The organism is Mesorhizobium sp. M1295 (assembly GCF_040318135.1).
Classification (GTDB): domain Bacteria; phylum Pseudomonadota; class Alphaproteobacteria; order Rhizobiales; family Rhizobiaceae; genus Mesorhizobium.
The window spans coordinates 52755-69746 of the sequence record NZ_JAMYLU010000006.1 but is presented as its reverse complement, the minus strand read 5'-3'; the positions used below and the strand labels follow the sequence as shown (position 1 = coordinate 69746).

Below are 16992 nucleotides of genomic sequence, written 5' to 3'. Positions count from 1 at the left end.
GCAGACGAGATGAAATCGCCGGCCGCGGGCGCCAAATCCGCTCGCGGCCTTACCGCCAAGCAAAGGGAACGCTACGCCGCATGGCTGTTCGTCCTGCCCGATGCGCTCGGACTGCTGGTGTTCGTCGGCGTGCCGATGCTGCTGTCGCTCGCCGTCGGGTTTTTCGAGGTCAACGGCTTCGGCGGCTATAGATTCGTCGGGCTCGGCAATTATCGGCGCATGTGGAGCGATCCGCTGTTCTGGTCGTCGGTGAAAGTGACCGTGGCCTATGCCGTCATGCTGGTGCCGGCGCTCTACGCCGCCGGGCTGGGGCTGGCGCTTCTGGTGCAGAAGACCAACCGCTTCAACGCGGTCATGCGCTCGATGTTCTTTGCGCCGCAGATGGTCAGCCTGGTCGTCGTGGCGCTCGTCTGGCAACTCATGCTGGTCGAGAAGGTCGGCATCGTCAGCCGGCTGGCGCCGCTCGTCGGCCTCAGCGGAATTTCGCTGCTCGGCGATCCAAATCTGGCGCTGTTCACGCTGGTGCTGGTCAGCGTCTGGTTCCTGATGGGCTTCTACATGCTGATCTTCCTCGGCGGGCTCCAGGACATCCCGGCAGAGTATTACGAGGCCGCAAAGATCGACGGCGCCGGGCCGGTGACAAGCTTCTGGTACATTACCTTGCCCTTGCTCAAACCGACCAGCTTCTTCGTCCTCCTGGTCTCGCTGGTCGCGGCTGTCGCCGGCGGCCAGGTCTTCGACCTGATCTATGTGATGACCAAGGGCGGGCCCGTCAATTCGACCTCGGTGCTGATCATCTACATCTACAAGCAGGCGTTCCAGTTCGGCGCCTTCGGCTATGCATCGGCAATGGCATCGCTGCTGGTGCTGGCGCTGATGCTGGTCACGGTGTTCTTCTTCCTGCTGACGCGCGGCGGACGTTTCGAGCATGACTGACAGCCGAACTCCTTCCACGCGTTCGCAGATACGAGCGGCGAGGCTTGCCTGGATGCTGGCGACCGCGGCGCTTGGCCTGATGACGGTGTTCCCGCTTGTCTGGATGCTGGTCATCTCGCTCAAGCCGGCGAGCGACGTCTTCACGCCGAGCCTCATTCCGGAACGGCCGACGCTCGGCAATTTCCTCTATGTGCTGACCGAGGTGCCGTTCCTGCGCTACCTTTTCAACTCGTTCTTCGTGTCGGCGACGGTGACCGTCGCTGCGCTGTTCTTCCATTCGATGGCCGGCTATTCGCTCGCACGGCTGCGTTTTCCGGGCCGCGACATCCTGTTCCTCGCCATGTTCTCGACGTTCCTGGTGTCGCTGCCGGTGATCATCGTGCCGCTGTTCATTTTGACGCGGACGCTGCACATGCTGGACAGCTATGCCGGGCTGATCATTCCGGCGATCTTCAACGCATTCGGCATCTTCCTGCTCAGGCAATACTACCTGTCGCTGCCGAGGGAGCTGGAAGAAGCGGCGATCATGGATGGCGCCAGCTATTGGCGCATCTATTGGAGCATCATCCTGCCGCTCAGCCGGCCGATCCTGTCGGCGTTGGCGATCCTGTTCTTTCTCGCCAACTGGAACGCTTTCCTGTGGCCGTTGACGATCACGTCGGACCTCAATCTCTGGGTGGTGCAGGTTGCCATCGCAAACTTCAAGAGCCAGTACGCCGCCGCCTGGAATTATGTCATGGCCGCCTCGACCATCGTCGCCGTGCCGATGCTGGTCCTCTTCGTGATCTTCCAGCGCCAGATCATGGAATCCATCAAGACAAGCGGCCTGAAATAACCGCTGAAGCAAGAGGAGAAACACATGGATAATGCCGGCCTGTCGCCGCTTCGCGGGCTCGCCAAATTGCGCGACGCCAAAACCCGCCGGTTCTCAAGCTACGACCGCACCGGCGGCAATGACGACCGGCTGCATATTGAACCTGGCCAAACGGCGGTGATTGCCGAGCATGATGGTGCCGGCATCATCACGCATATCTGGGCGACGCTCGCCTGCAAAAGCGAGGACTTCCTGCGCAAGATCGTATTTCGCGCGTATTGGGATAGTGAAGAACATCCGAGCATCGAAACGCCGATCGGCGATTTCTTCGGAATGAGCCATGCCCGCACCCGCAATTTTGCCAGCCTGCCGGTCCAGGCAAGCCCCGAGGACGGCAAGGCCTTCAACTGCTATTTTCCGATGCCGTTTGCCAGCCATATGCGGTTCACCGTTACCAATGAGGCCGAGGACGACCTGCTTTTCTATTATTATGTCGATCTCGAACTTCACGAAAAACTGGAGGAAGGCCTGGGCCGCTTCCACGCCCAGTACAGGCAGCAGCGACCTGATGGCATCGACGAGGCGGGGCTGGCCAACGAGCAGTTCCTGTTTGGCGGTGAAAATACCGACGGGAACGGTAACTACACCATCCTGGAGGCGGAAGGTCACGGCCACTATGTCGGCCTGCTCTATTCCGTCTATTCGCGCCGCCGCTCCCCTCTATGGGACTGGTATGGTGAGGGCGACGACATGATCTTCGTCGACGGCGAGCCGGGCATTTCCGTGCCGGATACGGTGCGCAAGCCCGATCCGCGTATCGGGCTGAAGGCCGAACTGGTCGGCGATCGTGGCGAGACCAGCCCCGGCGCCAACGATGCATGGCCGCCGACACTGCACGGCACCGGCACGGAAGATTATTTCAATACGGCATGGTGCCCGACACAGGACTACAGCGCGCCCTATCACGGCATAATCGCTGCCGGCGGGCCGAACTGGACGGAGCCGGTCACGCTCTATCGCTGGCACATAGAGGACCCGGTCATCTTTCACAAACGCATCCGGGTGACCATCGAGCACGGTCACGCCAATCGCCGCTCTGACGACATCTCGTCAGTCGCCTTCTGGTATCAGGCGGAACCGCACAAGCCGTTCGAAGCGCTTGCCGATGTCGAGGACCGCATCCCCACCTATCGCGCGCCTTATCACAATTGGAATGCCGCCTTCGACGAGAAGAGGCGTTAGGCCGGGATGCGTTCGAATTGAACCGTGCGTCCCGCGCTATCTGCGTCGGGGCATGACCTGCGGTAGCTCGCCGCCTCAGCTGCGAGGTGGAAGTTGCTGGACAGACCAGGTATTGCCGTCGGGATCCTCAAAGAAGACAAATCTGCCCCAGGGAAAATCCTTGATATCGCTGACCACGATACCTTGAGCGGCCAGGTGCCGGTGTGCCTCATCAATATCGGGCACGACCAGTTGCAGGCCTCTTATGGATCCCGGGGGGCTGTCGACGAGGCCCTTGCCCATGGCAATCGAACAGGCCGAACCGGGCGGCGTCAATTGCACGAAACGTATCTCGTCGCTTACGGTGTGGTCGTGATCGAGATGAAAGCCGACCTTGCCAACATAAAAGCCGATTGCTCTATCGACGTCCGATACGGGGACCGGGACCAGTTCCAGCTTCCAATCCATCACAGCCCTTTCGCAGCTTGATCGCCAAGTGGTGCCGAACACCGTGGGCGACATCCCGCCATCTTCCCAATGCCATTGTCGGCGCGGGCCGCTCATTCAGTCAAGAGATGTCCGGCAAGAGATATCCGGTTCGGGCAACGTGAGGACTGGTCTCATTGCCGGCTTAGACGGCGAGGCGTTCGGAAACCGATGAGCGCAAGCCCAGTTAGGGGGACAAAGACGCATTTCGGATCAGCAGAGACGGCTTTCATGATCGGAACGCAGATGGCCGGATACGACCATGGGAAGGTTGCGCGCGCCGTTGACGTTCGAAGAACTGCGCGCCTCGAGACGGCGCTCACCGAAGCTGGCGAAGCTCGTCGGCAGCGAAGCCGAAGCGCCAAGAGCAGACCTGACGCAAAGAGGCTCTCCGACCTAAACCGGCTTCCATCGCTTTGCCAGGCTATTTTCACAGGACCACGAAACAATTGTCTCCGGTCGCCGTTTCGCCCGCAGAACCTTTCGAGGAGGCGACGATGAGCACAACCGGCTTGGACGTTTTTGACAAAACGCTGCAACTAACAAACATCTGGCTCGACGAGATCATGGCGGATCTTGGTCCGGATCGCCACGTCGCCTGGCACACATTGGGCGCCGTTCTGCGAACCCTGCGGGACAGGCTACAGATCGGACTGGCGGCCAAATTGGGAGCGGAACTGCCGCTGCTCGTGCGGGGCGCCTACTATGATCACTATCGGCCCGCCGACATGCCCGATAAGACACGCTCGCTCGAGGAGTTCCTGCAACACATCGCCGAGGAATTGAAATCGACCCGTCCTGTCGATCCCGAGGATGCAGTACGCTCGGTATTTCGCGTGCTTGCACGGCATATCGACCTTGGCCAGTCGGCAAAGGTGCGAGATGCGCTGCCAAAGGAAATCCAGGCGCTCTGGCCTGAAAGCGTGGGCGTCAAATAGCGGCGATCCTGCTCATGCGGACGTGCGACGGACCAACTGCCACGAAACGCTGAAAAGGGTAGGTATTGCGCCCGGTGTTGCCGAAATCAATGAGATCAGATGATCGGCAAAATGGTCGTAGTGGGCCGTTTCAGGACCGATCGTCGTCAATGCCGTATGACTGAATTCGCCCTCGTCGATATTGCCACACCCGATGACCGCTATGTCGCCCGGCACGGAGAGCCCGGCCTCCTCGAATGCGTGCAGGGCGGTCACGGCGGCAAGATCGGATTCGACGAAAAGCGCGGTCGGCCGGTCCATGCGGGCGGCCAGCGCCGTGACATTGGCAAACGCAGCCTTGCGCGCCTCTGCACCGCCGATCACAAGGTCATCTCGCAGCGGAAGGCCGCGTGCTTGCAGGAAGCTGTGATAGGCGGCGTGACGGCTTCCGTTCACCGCTTGGGGGTTTAGAAACCTGCCGACGGTGTCCAGGTCGTCACGAACGCCGCACGATGTGTTCCGCAAGGCGATGGGCCTCCTCGGCAATCGCCAATATCATGCCTGATTTGCGCGTGGAGGCGAAATCCAACCCGGCGAAGTAGATGCCTGGCAGGGCGGCCACGCCATCCTCGTGAACAGGCTGTCCTTCCGGGTCGAGCAGACCGGAAAGCCTCACCCAACTGAAATCGCCCTTGAATCCGGTGCACCACACCACGGTCGTGATGCCGGACTCGGCAGCATCAAGAGAACGGACAGCCGGATTCGGCAGCTGCGCTGCGACAGTCTCCGCTGGGTCGGGTTCCGAAACGGGGGCATCGATTCCGGAGCGGCTGATGTATTCGTCGATATAGCGTTTGACGTTGGCGGAGGCCTCATCCGCAAAACGAACATGCTCTTCGAGATCGTCGGCGAATGACAGACGGCCGTCATCTTCGACGCCTGCGAACCGCCCCAGCAGCACGACACCTTGGGCGCCGAGCCCTTGCAGGCTTATCGTGTGTTCTACCCCAAGCAGACCACGAGGTGGAATGCGCCCCGCAAGTCGAATGATCTCGTCTCGACGCACGTCGAGAAATCCGCTTTCGACGAGCCAGAGCATGATGTCGCGACCTCTGTAGTGCCGCGAGAGCCGCCCGACCCGGCTGGTGGCAAGGAAGACTGTTCGGCCTGCTTCCGCCAGTTCTTCCGCGATCTGGGCACCGGACTGGCCGCTTCCGACCACCAGCACCGCTCCAGCCGGGAGATCAGCGGCGCTGCGATAATCAGAAGCATCGATCTGGCGCAGGCCCGGCGGCAACGCAGCGGCCCAAACTGGGCGCACCGGACAATTCAAGTTGCCGCTGGCGATCACCACGTTGCGTGCCAAAAGTGTTCCGCGCGAGGTGATCAGCCGATAGCCGCCATTCTCGTGCCCGCCGGCGAGCTCGGTCACCACAGTGTCCGGTTCGACCGGCAATTCGTTTCGCCTGGCGAAATCCTCAAGCAGGGCGACGAACTGGTTGCGCGTCAGGGCACCGAACGGATCCGAACCGTCATAGCAGTCGCCGGGCATGACGGTCTGCACGTTGGGCGTATTCATCCGGAAGGAATCCCACCGCTGGGTGCGCCAGGTCTCTCCGATGCGGCCGCGCTCCAATACGGCATGGCGCAAGCCTTGCCGAGCCAGCGAATAGCTGACGCCCAGACCGGCCCAGCCGGCCCCGACTACTACTGCATCAAGGACGTTGGCATTATCCGTCATTTGCCGCGGATCCGGAGGCTAGCGCCGTTGCAGCGCTGTGAGGCGGCACTGGCGCCATCAGCGTAACGCCTCTGCCAACGGACAACCGCCAAACAGCGGCCGATGCTGCCCGAACCCATCCCCTCGATCTGCATGGTTTCGCCCCCGACGCGAGGGCACGATAACAGTTTTATCGGGTCACGGCACGATCAAATACTCGTCCGAAACCGGCAATGGTTGCGGCTTAACCTGGAAAGATTGTGAAACCGCCATCGACACGGATTACCTGCCCGTTGATGAAGCGCGCGCGCGGACCGGCGAGGAAGGCCACCGCTTCGGCGATCTCTTCAGGCTCCGCATACCGGTTCAGCGATTTCTTGCTCGAATCCATGCGCTGCGGATCGACCACGCGACTCGCCTGGAACCGTGCCGTCTTGGTGGCGCCAGGGCTTACCGCATTGACGCGTACGCCATCGTCGATCAATTCCTTGGCGAGGCAGCGCGTATAATGGACGACGGCCGCCTTAAGCGTTGAGTAGACCACCTCGGGTGAGCAGCCGATATGCGCTGCCGCCGAGGCGATGTTGATCACCGAGCCCGAGCCCCGCTTGACCATCGGCGGAACGAACGCCTGGCAAACCAACATCGTGCCGATGAGATTGTTCTCGGTTAGAACCTTGATGTCGTCGTAGTCGATGTCGAGTGCGTTGTTGGGACTGGGCTTTACGCCCTTGGCGCCGATGTCGCCGCCGGCGCAGTTGACCAGAATGTGCACGTCGCCGAGGTCCGCCTCGATCTTCCTCTTCATTTCGGCGACAGCTTGCTTGTCGCCTATATTGCCGGTGACCGCGGTCACCCGTGTCCCATGCTTCTCCAAGCCCCGGGCAGAGTCGCCGAGGTCCGCGAATTCACCATATTGAGATGGCCGGGCCCAATCGAGGTCGTGGACCGCGACGTTTGCGCCAAGTTCGGCCAAGCGGTCGGCCATCACGCGGCCGAGGCCGCGTCCCGAGCCGGTGACGAAGGCGGTCAGGCCGCTGAGGTCTCGGGTGGTCATGCTGATCTCTCCATTGCAATGAAACCGAACTTCTTCATATTGGCGGCGCTGCGGCGGATCATGTCGAGCTCATACGAAACGAGCGCGCCGTCATTGTCGCGCTCCCATGGCGTGCGGTAGTCGGCGTCGTCCGCAAGACGGTTCGCGCGCGCAGCACTCAGGCAGGCCGCGAACTCGCGTGCGGTCTTCGGCGCATATCCGTTCCACCAGTCGTCCGTGAGACAGCGAACGTGACGGGCCTCCAGCGCGCCCGGTTCGAGCACCGCCGTCAGCGTGTCGTGGTGCTCGCCAAGGATGGCTGCCAGTTCGCCAAAAGGCACGGCGCCGTCGCCGATCGCGCAGCGGACCAGACGGTAGCCCTCATCCGTGAACTGCACGCGATAGTCCTTGAGGTGAACGTGGCGGACATAGGGTGCGATCCGCTGCGTGAAGGCAAGCGGCGCCTCGCCGACAGGAAAAGTGTTGCCGGTGTCGTAGGTGATGCCGACGCCCGGTCCGCCGAGCTCGCAGAACGCGACCAGTTCGTCGCTGCCGAAGTCCTGATGGTTCTCGATGCCGAGTACCCGGCCCTCGGCCGCCGCACGCGGTCCCCAATCTGTCAACGCAGCGCGGATCGTCGTATTGAACTCACTCCATTTCCGGCCCCAGGCGTTGCGGTCGCCGCACAGGACAGGCGTCAGTGCGATACGGATCGTCGTCGCCTCGAGCAGGCGCGCAGCCCGAAATGCGTTGTCCAGCGGACCTGCCACCAGCAGCCCGCCGCTCACCACGGGGACAATATCGAGCGCACTCATACGCTTGCGCAGCGCGACGATTTCGGCATCCGGCAAGTCGGTCAACCAGGGTTCGTAGATCTCGAGCGTGCGTGCGCCCAGTTCCTGCGCCAGCGCGATGAAGCCTTCCAGTCCCACGCCGTCCGGATTGTGCCGCGGCGTGCCACGGCCCTGCAGTCCGAGATAGTAGGTCAGTCCGTAGGGGTTGAGGCCGAGACGAAGCATCAGCTTGGCGGTTCCAATGGAGGGCGGAGAGGGGTCACTAGCGCAGGCCGGCATCGACGGTGATGGACTGCTTCGTGATCATGCGGCTGTCATCCGCTGCCAGGAAGAGCACGGTCCGTGCAATCTCCTCGCCCAGGAGGACGCGACGGATCAATTGCCGCTGCACCGTCTGGTCGACTGCCTCCTGCGTCTTGAACCACAGCTCGCGCTGCCGCTCGGTCATGACGGCGCCGGGTTCGACTGCATTGACGCGGATGTTGTCGGGTCCGAACGACCGCGCCAACGCACGCGTCAGCGCCACCACAGCCCCTTTGGCGGTGGCGTAGGCCACCATCTGGTCCGCTCCGAAACGCCAGGCAATGGAGGAGAAGTTTATGATCGAGCCGAAGCCGAGTTCCTGCATATGCGGATGCACAGCTTGAGCGGCGAAGAAGTGATGCCGGAGATTGATGTCGAAGCTGCGGTCCCAATATTCGGCCGTCACTGCGTCGATGGGATGGCGCTGATCATTGGCAGCGTTATTCACCAGGACGGCGACCGGACCAAGCCGCGCGCGCACGCCTTCTACCGACGCCTTTAACGCATCGACGTCGGTCACGTCGCAATGGAGATATAAGGGAGCCCGCCCGGCGGCACCGCCGAGCTCGCGCAGCAACGCCTCCGCTGGTTCGTCCTGCACATCGAGAAAGGCTACCCGGGCGCCATTCGAGGCGAAGGCGCGGACCATATCGGCGCCGATGCCGGAGGCGCCGCCGGAGATCAGCACGACCCGATCGGCCAAGCTCGGATAGGTTGCGAATTGTACGGACATCAAATTACAGAAGCGCCTTGGTTGTTGGATCGAACAGGCAGGCGCGCGACATATCGATGCCCAGCGTTATCGTCTCGCCCATGACGGGAGCGTCGTCCGGCTCGAAGCGGCCGGTGATCTCCAGGTCACCCAGCCTGAGCACGGCAAGCGTCTCGGCCCCGGTCGGCTCGACCAGCTCGACCGGCGCCTGCATGGACGCCACAGCAGGTTTGCGCGACTTCAGGTCGGTCGTGAAACGGTAGATGTGTTCCGGCCGGATACCGAGCACGACGTCCTTTGGCGCACCGGCGGGCATCGGCGCAGCAAGGGCAAGGCTGGCGTCGCTGCCGTCAGCGGCGCGTACCGAGATGCTGGTCGAGCCGGTAAGCCGCGCCGGGATGAAATTCATCGCCGGCGATCCCATGAAACCGGCAACGAACATGTTTGTCGGCCGGTCGTAGATTCGCTTCGGCGTGTCGAACTGCTGTACCGAGCCCTGGTTCATCACCGCAATGCGGGATGCAAGCGTCATCGCCTCGACCTGATCGTGGGTGACATACACCGTGGTCTTGCCGACGCGATGGTGGAGCTTCTTGATTTCGGTACGCATGTCGACGCGCAGCTTGGCGTCGAGATTGGACAGGGGCTCGTCGAACAAAAACAGCTTCGGGTCGCGGACGAGGGCACGCCCCATCGCAACGCGCTGCCGCTGGCCGCCCGAGAGCTGGCCAGGCTTGCGTTTAAGCAGCTGTTCGATCTGCAGGAGTGCGGCAACGCGCTGGACAGCTTCCGCTTGCACCGCTTTGGGCACGCCGCGGCTTTCCATGCCGAAGGTGATGTTCTGGCGCACCGTCATCGTGGGATAGAGGGCGTATGACTGGAACACCATCGCAATGTCGCGGTCCTTGGGTTGCACCGAGTTCACCAGCCGGTCGCCGATCCAAATCTCTCCCGACGTGACGGTTTCCAGGCCGGCAATCATGGCGAGCAAGGTTGACTTGCCGCAACCCGACGGACCGACAAGCGCGACGAATTCTCCGGTCTTAGCCTCGAGATTGATGCCGGAAAGAATCTCGAGCGAGCCGTAGCTCTTGTGAAGGTTGCGGATCATCAACGCGGACATGGGCGACGCCTCATTTGATGGCGCCCTGCGTGAGGCCGCGCACGAAGTATTTGCCACCGAACAGATAGATCAGCAGCGGTGGCAACGCGCCGATCAGCACGGCTGCGCTCATCACATCGTAAGCACGTGCGGTCGTGCCGCCGGCCGTGAGCGCGACCAACGCCGCCGTAATCGGCTGCTGCTGGCCCGACGTGAAGACGACGCCGAACAGATACTCGTTCCAGATGCCGGTGAACTGCCAGATGACGGTGACAATCAGAATGGGCGGCGACAGGGGCAGGATGATCTTGCGGAAGATTCGCCAGAAGCCGGCGCCGTCAATGCGCGCCGCCTTGATAAGGTCGTCCGGTATGCTGACGTAGAAATTGCGGCAGAACAGGGTGGTGAACGAGATGCCCTGGACGACGTGGATCAACACCAGCCCATATGTGGAATTGGTCAGGCCGAGCTTGCCGAGCAGGAACGCCCACGGCATCAGCGAAATCTGGCCGGGCATGAATACGCCGAGCAGCATCAGATTGAAGATCAGTTCGGAACCCCTGAAGCGCCATTTGGAGAGGATGTAGCCGTTCATGGCGCCGAGAATGGTTGAGATGATTGTGGCGGGGATCGTCATCGCCAGCGAGTTGAAGAAATTGCGCTTCATGCCCTCGCAGGTACCGCTGACACAGTAGGATCCCCAGGCCTGCGCCCACGCATCGAACCGGAAGCTGCGAGGTACGGAGATGAGGCCGTTGCGGGCAATCTCCGACTGCTCGCGCAATGAGTTGAAGATCACCACCAGCAACGGCACGAGATAGACCATCGCGAAAAGCGCCAGCACGGCATAAACAAGGAAGCGGCTCCAGAAATGCCGGCGCGTGGCTGCGGCAGCTTCCGGATCAAAGCCGGTCGGATTGGGGCGGGCCGGGTCAAAGCTGGCATTGGGGGCAATTTCAGCCATTGCGGCCCTCCGCCCGCCGGCGCCAGACGATCCACAACGAGTACGGCACCAGCACCACCGCGACTGCCGCGAGCATCATCATCGCCGCGGCGGCACCCTCGCCGATTTGCCCGCGCTGGAACATCAGGTCGTAGACATAGATGGCGGGGAAGGTGGTGGACACGCCTGGCCCACCCCGCGTCAACGCCGCCACCAGGTCGAAGGTCTTGATGGCGAATTGTATCTGAATGACCGCCACCGCCAGGAATATCGGGGCGATGGTGGGCAGGATGACCCTGCGATAGGTCCGGAAAACCGACGCGCCGTCGATTTGCGCGGCTTTGACGAGATCCGGATCGACCGACCGCAGACCGGCCAGGAAAAGTGCCATCGCGAAGCCGGACGACTGCCAGATACCGGTTATGATCACCGCATAGATCGCCGTGTTGCGGTTGGCCGTCAGGGCGAAGCTGAAGTCGGTCCAGCCAAGCCCGCGAACGAAGGCCTGGATACCGTCGACAGGGTTATAGAGCCAACTCCACACCGTACCGGTGACGATGAAGGACACCGCCAACGGATAGAGGAAGATAGTGCGCCAAACCGCCTCGCCGCGGACGCGCTGGTCGATCGCGATCGCGAGCAGCAGGCCAACCGCCATCGAGCCAACGATATAGAAGCCGCTGAACAGGAAGAGATTCGTATAGGCGATGTTCCAGCGCCGGTTTGCCCAGAGCGAAGCGTAATTGTCGAGGCCGACGAACCCATAGGTCGGCAACAGCGACGAATTGGACAGCGAGATGTAGAGCGTCCAGAGCGTGAAGACGAAAACATAGACGAAGCTCGCCGCTATCGACGGCGCCAGCACCAGAATGGGCACCATCGTGCCAAGGCGCTCGCGCCACGGACGGGTCGTGGCGGCTGCGGCCGGTACAATCAGGTCATGGGTGGACATCGGGCTGCTCCGGCGAAGTCAGGCCGGGCGCTTCGCCCCCGGCCATCATCGGCAGCTTCACTTCTGCGCTTCGGCCGCATCCGCCATGGCATTGGCCGCGTCCTGCGCACTCATATCCGGCGTCGCCACAAACTCGGTGATTGTATCCATGATTGCGCCGCGGACTTTTTGCGGCACCGTCATGTTGTGCGCCATGGAACGGACGAGCGTGCCGGCGGCGATCGAGGCTTGCAGATCCTTTTGCGAGAGTTGCTGGCAGGGATTGAAGCCGTTCGAAAGATCGACGTCGAGGCGGGCCGGGATGGAGCCTTTGGTCTGATTGAAAATGGTCTGGAACTCGGGCGATAGGATGATGCTGGCAAGCAGCTTCTGTCCCTCGATGTAGTCCGGGTCCTTCTGCTTGAAGAACACAACCGAGTCTGAATTCAGGATGAAGCCGGGCTTGCCCCAATCGGTCGGCGCCTGGGCGCAGACATAATCGGTGCCCTCCTTGAAGCCGCCAGCCGTCAGCAGGCCGATCGTCCAGTCGCCCATGATGTGGAAGGCGGCCTCGCCGCGGCCGACCAGGTGCGACATGGTATCCCAGTCACGCCCATTCATGCCGGGGTCCATGTACTTCGAGGTCATGGTGCGGAACTGCTCGAAGGCCTTGACCATGCCGTCGCTGCGCATGGCATCGACGTCGCCCTCGACGAAAGCTTTCTTGTAGAGATCGAGGTCCTGACCGTACACGACCACTTCGAAAACCGTCGAGTCGGTCCAGTCGGCGGTCGAGTGCGAAATGCAGATCTTGCCGCTGGCCACGATCTTGTCGCAGGCGGCGTTGAATTCCGCCCATGTCTTCGGCATCTCGGTGACGCCCGCATCCTTCATGACCTTTGGCGATGCCCACAGCCAGTTGATGCGGTGGATGTTCATCGGCGCCGCCACCCAATTCCCCGTCGGCTTCATCACCGGCAGCAATTCGGGAGCGACGACCTTCTCCCAATTTTCCGCCTTCGCCAGGTCGTCGAGATTGGCTGTCATGCCCGTCTCGTTCCATTCGGCGATCTCGGGGCCCTTGAGCTGCACAGCGGGAGGTGCGTTGCCGGCGATCACATCGGCACGCAGTTTGGCCAATGTGTTGGCTGTATGGCCTGCGATCGAGGTCTGCTGCCAGGCGCCGCCCTTGGCGGTAAACATCTCGCCGAGCTTGGCGATAGCCTGGGCGTCCGATCCGGTCGCCCATTGGTGCAAGAGGTTGGTCTTGGGCTCCGCGAGTGCTGCTCCGGTAAGCAAGGTGAAGGCGGTAGCGGCCGCAAAGGCCGTCCTCAGATATTTCATCGTTTCACTCCCATAGGTGATGCACGGTTCGTATCGACCGCTTGTGGCCCGCGATTTGAGGTCGTGGCCGGTGAGATGCAGTAATCTCCGTTCTTTCCAAGATGACATATTTGGGCTATCAGTCAACGTCCTTTGTGCTCATCATGAACAAACCTTCGCTTAGAAATTGGCTGATCGACAGGCCGTCCGCGTCGCCGGAGAGCCTGATCGTCCGATGCCTGCGTGAGCGCGGCGTCCTTTCTGCGTCGCAAATTACCCGCATTACCGGTTTGGCGCGGTCGACGGTTTCAACCGCGCTCAATGGCTTGAGAAAATCGGGGATGGTGATCGAATCCTCGGCCCATCATGACGCGGCCAGGGGTATCGGCAGGCCTGCCACGGCATTGACGCTCAATCCCGCTGCGGGCACCTGCGTCGGCATCCATCTGGGCCTCGACGAAATGCGATGCGTCGTCGCCGACGTCTCGCATTCTTTCATTGCCGAACAAACTATCCCCATGGGTCTGGACTACCAGCCGCAGCAGGCGGCCCAGCTCGCCAAGTCAGTAATTGCCCGATGCTATGAAGAGAACGGTCTGCCGATGGCGGGGCTCCTGGGGGTTGGGGTCTCCGTCTCAGGCCCAGTCAGCCGCGAAGGAGTGGTGCTGCGCGCGAGTATCGTTCCGACCTGGGCCGGGGTCAACATCCGCGATGTGTTTGGGCCGACCCTCGAACAGCCGATCTTCGCCGACAATGAGAGCAACTGCTCGGCCATTGCGGAGTTGATGTGGGGTGCGGCCGTCGGCCAAGACGACTTCGTGCTCTTCAAGGTCGATCTGGGCGTCGGCGGGGCCATTGTCCAGCATGGCCGGCTGGTGAGCGGCATCGCCGGCGGCGCCGGCGAATTCGGGCATATCAGCATCGATCCCAGCGGTGACCTTTGCCGGTGCGGCAATCGCGGATGCCTGGAGCTCTATGCCAGCTTTGCCCGGCCGCTCGAGCAGATTTCGCGCATCGTGCGGCGGCCGGTCACGATGGACGACGTGATCATGATGGCCGAGCAGGGCGACGTAAGGGCGCTGCGGATGATCGAGGACACCGCCGAGTTCGCCGGACGTGGGCTCGGCTTGATCGGTTCGGTGCTCAATCCGCCGCTCATTATCATCGGCGGCCGCATGGCCTTGGCGGGCGACATTCTCCTGGCGCCACTGATCGCGTCATATGAACGCCACACGCTCATCAAGTCCCGCGATGTGGCGCCCGCGCTGCGCACGCGGATAATCGTTGGCAAGCACACGGAGAACGATGCATTGCTCGGCGCGGTCGGCCTCGTGCTGCGCCACAACAGCCGACTGCGATGATATGGCTACGTTCCAGGTAAACCTTGCCGTACGAAGGCAGAGGTCATGGGTTCGAATCCCTTCGGGTGCACCAAACACCGCCATTTGCCGCCGCCTACGGCGCACGCGCCGGCCAGAGCACGCCAGCCTAGCAGGGGCGGCGACTGATTGAGTTCGAATCCTTTGAGGCGATGACGGCTCGGCCCTCATTTTGCGACATTTGGGGTCTGGTCGCACGTAAGCGGACATCACACTTCGGCGCCCACGACGCCCCAGCGATCGGCCCAGGATTCCAACGTACCCGCCCAAGGACTATCAGTCTGCATTGATTGGGTCTGCACCTTGTGGCCGTTGCGAGAGTTCAGCGATCAGATGGTCGGCAACGACCCTAACGGAGGGGAGCTGCCCGCGACGATGCGGCATCAGCAGAGTCGTCGCCACGCCACGCGCTGTCCAGTCCGGTAAGATGCGGACAAGCGCGCCGGACTCGATCAGCGGCGCACAGAAGCTGCCCGCCAGGCAAGCCACGCCGAGCCCGGCCCTCGCGGCTTCCCGCAAGGAGACGGTTTCGTTGGCGATATAGCGCGGAGATGGCGTGACCTCCGCAACGACGCCTTGCCCATCGTGAAGCGTCCAGACCCTCTCCGACGACGATGCCATAATCCGATCGAGCCCGTTCGCTTCCTCGGGTCGAGAAGGCATGCCGTTCTTCCGAATATAGTCGAGCGAGGCGACGAGCCAGGCGGGGTCGTAATCGATGCGACGTTGCACGAGTTCGGTATCCGGCAACGGGGCGAAGTGGTTGCGGATGGCGATGTCGAAACCTTCCTGCACGATGTCCACGAACCTGTCGGAGACGTCGAGCATGATGCGGACCTTCGGATAGCTCGCTGCGAGACGCGGGAGGATCGGCGCTAGACGGAACTGGGCGATCGGCAGCGATGCCGTGATCCGCACCGTTCCGCTCGGTTCCGCAAGGCGACCCTTGATCACATGCTCGGCCGCCTCCGCTTCGATCAGCATGGCGGCGGCATGACGATGAAAATCTCGGCCGATCTCGGTCACGGTGAAGCTGCGCGAGGTCCGCTGGACCAGACGCACGCCAATCGCCTTTTCCAGCTCGGAGAGCCGCTTGCTGAGAGTGGACTTGGGGATGCCCAGGGCACGCCCCGCCGCAGCGAAGCCGCCATGATCAACTACTTGAACGAAAACGAGGAGGTCGTTGAGATTCAGCATCCGGAGCTCTCATCGTTCCTAAATGTGGACGATAGGTCTACAGATAACCCACTACTGCTTCTGCGTCCAATATTGCATCTCTTTGTAGCCGCCGCCGTGGGGCGGGGCTGCAATTCGGAACGTAGAAGGACGCACGTACATGGCCAATATCTCGATCCTCGGCCTCGGGGCTATGGGGCAGGCGCTGACCGCCCGATTTCTTTCGCAGGGCCACACGGTCACGGTCTGGAACCGCACGCCCGGCAAGGCCGCATCACTGCTTGCCAAAGGCGCGCGCGAGGTGAAGTCCGCCGCCGACGCGACCGCCGCAAGCGACGTCACCGTGATGTGCGTGCTGGACTATGCCGCGTCGGATTCGGTGATCGATGATGCGGCATCGGCGCTCTCCGGGCGTTCGCTGGTCAATCTGACCAACGGCACGCCGGCACAGGCGCGCGCCACGGCCGAGCGGATTGCCAAGCTGGGCGCCGCCTATCTCGACGGCGGCATCATGGCGACGCCTCCGATGATCGGCGGCGAACATGCGCTTATCCTCTACAGCGGCTCCAAAGCGGCCTTCGATGCGCACGCCCGAACGCTCGAGGCGCTTGGCGCCGCGAACTATCTCGGCGGGGATGCCGGGCTGGCATCGCTGCACGACTTGGCCCTTCTTAGCGGCATGTATGGCCTTTTCGCCGGCTTCTTCCACGCTACCGCGCTCGTAGATTCCGAAGGCATTGGCGCGGGCGCTTTCCTCAAGCTCCTTGGCCCATGGATGACCGCGATGATGGGCGAGCTGCCGGGATATGCGGAGAAGATCGACAGCGGCAGGCATGGCGTGAATGTGGTGTCGAACCTCGGGATGCAGGCCGCCTCACTGGACAACATCCTCACAGCTACCCGGGAGCAGGGCGTCGCCACCGATCTGCTCGACCCCATGCTGGACCTGTTCCGCAAACGGGTGGGAGGCGGATTCGGAGATGAGGATATTTCAGGTGTTTTCGAGCTGATCCGGCGAAAGAGCGGGAAAGGCGGGTGAAGCCGTCGTGGATGGCGCCATATCCCTCGCCGCTGCCGACATTCTCGGCCTCCCGGGGAGGCGGTGCACCAGCGTCCAAAATGAACCCAGCTTCGGGGTTCGCTGCCCGCCGGCAAGCGGTTCGTCATCCTCTCCTCGCGCGGCGATGCGGGATACACTC

At 62.1% G+C, this 16992-nt stretch carries 17 protein-coding genes and 1 pseudogene; 7 read left to right on the top strand and 11 right to left on the bottom strand.

Translation table 11 applies throughout. From position 1 onward, the window contains the following. Positions 1-9: 9 nt before the first annotated feature. The 3 genes from NKH29_RS11045 to NKH29_RS11035 are packed head-to-tail and all read left to right on the top strand — an operon-like array spanning position 10 to position 2992. Entirely contained in the window at positions 10-936 is a 927-nt protein-coding gene (locus tag NKH29_RS11045) for a carbohydrate ABC transporter permease (RefSeq protein ID WP_031194369.1), read from the top strand. Beyond that, entirely contained in the window at positions 929-1771 is an 843-nt protein-coding gene (locus tag NKH29_RS11040; protein ID WP_352482011.1) for a carbohydrate ABC transporter permease, read from the top strand. The genes NKH29_RS11045 and NKH29_RS11040 overlap by 8 nt, the downstream gene beginning before the upstream one ends. A 24-nt stretch (positions 1772-1795) precedes the next feature. Beyond that, positions 1796-2992, top strand: a complete 1197-nt coding sequence (locus tag NKH29_RS11035) for a glycoside hydrolase family 172 protein (RefSeq protein ID WP_352482013.1) — start codon at positions 1796-1798, stop codon at positions 2990-2992. 75 nt (positions 2993-3067) lie between these two features. On the opposite strand, the gene NKH29_RS11030 is transcribed toward NKH29_RS11035, so the two are convergent. Beyond that, complete coding sequence (locus NKH29_RS11030) at positions 3068-3535, bottom strand: VOC family protein (protein WP_352482014.1); 468 nt, start codon at positions 3533-3535, stop codon at positions 3068-3070. A 419-nt stretch (positions 3536-3954) separates the two neighbouring features. Here NKH29_RS11030 and NKH29_RS11025 point away from each other — a divergent pair, with 419 nt between their 5' ends. Continuing rightward, a complete protein-coding gene (locus NKH29_RS11025) occupies positions 3955-4395 on the top strand; it encodes a DUF2267 domain-containing protein (RefSeq protein WP_352482016.1) in 441 nt (146 codons plus the stop codon). Positions 4396-4407: 12 nt separating this feature from the next. Here NKH29_RS11025 and NKH29_RS11020 read toward each other — a convergent pair whose 3' ends face one another. The 9 genes from NKH29_RS11020 to NKH29_RS10980 all read right to left on the bottom strand — a co-directional run bounded on the left by NKH29_RS11020 (position 4408) and on the right by NKH29_RS10980 (position 13259). Further along, positions 4408-4899, bottom strand: coding sequence for a substrate-binding domain-containing protein (locus NKH29_RS11020; RefSeq protein WP_198030514.1), 492 nt, complete (start codon positions 4897-4899; stop codon positions 4408-4410). After that, the gene (locus NKH29_RS11015) at positions 4871-6115 is read right to left on the bottom strand and encodes a flavin-containing monooxygenase (RefSeq protein ID WP_352999587.1); all 1245 of its coding nucleotides are present in this window, start codon (positions 6113-6115) and stop codon (positions 4871-4873) included. The genes NKH29_RS11020 and NKH29_RS11015 overlap by 29 nt, the downstream gene beginning before the upstream one ends. A 223-nt stretch (positions 6116-6338) precedes the next feature. Further along, on the bottom strand, positions 6339-7151 hold the full coding sequence (locus NKH29_RS11010) for an SDR family NAD(P)-dependent oxidoreductase (RefSeq protein ID WP_023720285.1): 813 nt from the start codon (positions 7149-7151) through the stop codon (positions 6339-6341). Beyond that, the gene (locus NKH29_RS11005) at positions 7148-8149 is read right to left on the bottom strand and encodes a sugar phosphate isomerase/epimerase family protein (RefSeq protein WP_023720286.1); all 1002 of its coding nucleotides are present in this window, start codon (positions 8147-8149) and stop codon (positions 7148-7150) included. The genes NKH29_RS11010 and NKH29_RS11005 overlap by 4 nt, the downstream gene beginning before the upstream one ends. A gap of 37 nt (positions 8150-8186) precedes the next feature. After that, positions 8187-8960, bottom strand: coding sequence for an SDR family NAD(P)-dependent oxidoreductase (locus NKH29_RS11000; RefSeq protein ID WP_023720287.1), 774 nt, complete (start codon positions 8958-8960; stop codon positions 8187-8189). Positions 8961-8964: 4 nt separating this feature from the next. Then, a complete protein-coding gene (locus NKH29_RS10995) occupies positions 8965-10062 on the bottom strand; it encodes an ABC transporter ATP-binding protein (protein WP_023720288.1) in 1098 nt (365 codons plus the stop codon). Positions 10063-10072: 10 nt separating this feature from the next. Continuing rightward, complete coding sequence (locus NKH29_RS10990; RefSeq protein ID WP_023720289.1) at positions 10073-11005, bottom strand: carbohydrate ABC transporter permease; 933 nt, start codon at positions 11003-11005, stop codon at positions 10073-10075. After that, the gene (locus NKH29_RS10985; protein WP_352482018.1) at positions 10998-11936 is read right to left on the bottom strand and encodes a carbohydrate ABC transporter permease; all 939 of its coding nucleotides are present in this window, start codon (positions 11934-11936) and stop codon (positions 10998-11000) included. The genes NKH29_RS10990 and NKH29_RS10985 overlap by 8 nt, the downstream gene beginning before the upstream one ends. A gap of 57 nt (positions 11937-11993) precedes the next feature. Beyond that, complete coding sequence (locus NKH29_RS10980) at positions 11994-13259, bottom strand: ABC transporter substrate-binding protein (RefSeq protein ID WP_352787823.1); 1266 nt, start codon at positions 13257-13259, stop codon at positions 11994-11996. A 101-nt stretch (positions 13260-13360) separates the two neighbouring features. On the opposite strand from NKH29_RS10980, the pseudogene NKH29_RS10975 reads away from it, so the two are divergent. After that, positions 13361-13576, top strand: a pseudogene (locus NKH29_RS10975) (ArsR family transcriptional regulator); the annotation flags it as partial. A 66-nt stretch (positions 13577-13642) separates the two neighbouring features. Then, on the top strand, positions 13643-14599 hold the full coding sequence (locus tag NKH29_RS10970) for an ROK family protein (RefSeq protein ID WP_352999639.1): 957 nt from the start codon (positions 13643-13645) through the stop codon (positions 14597-14599). Positions 14600-14893: 294 nt separating this feature from the next. Here NKH29_RS10970 and NKH29_RS10965 read toward each other — a convergent pair whose 3' ends face one another. Beyond that, entirely contained in the window at positions 14894-15814 is a 921-nt protein-coding gene (locus tag NKH29_RS10965; RefSeq protein ID WP_352999585.1) for a LysR substrate-binding domain-containing protein, read from the bottom strand. A gap of 139 nt (positions 15815-15953) precedes the next feature. On the opposite strand from NKH29_RS10965, the gene NKH29_RS10960 reads away from it, so the two are divergent. Further along, a complete protein-coding gene (locus NKH29_RS10960; RefSeq protein WP_352642728.1) occupies positions 15954-16832 on the top strand; it encodes an NAD(P)-dependent oxidoreductase in 879 nt (292 codons plus the stop codon). Positions 16833-16992 lie beyond the last annotated feature (160 nt).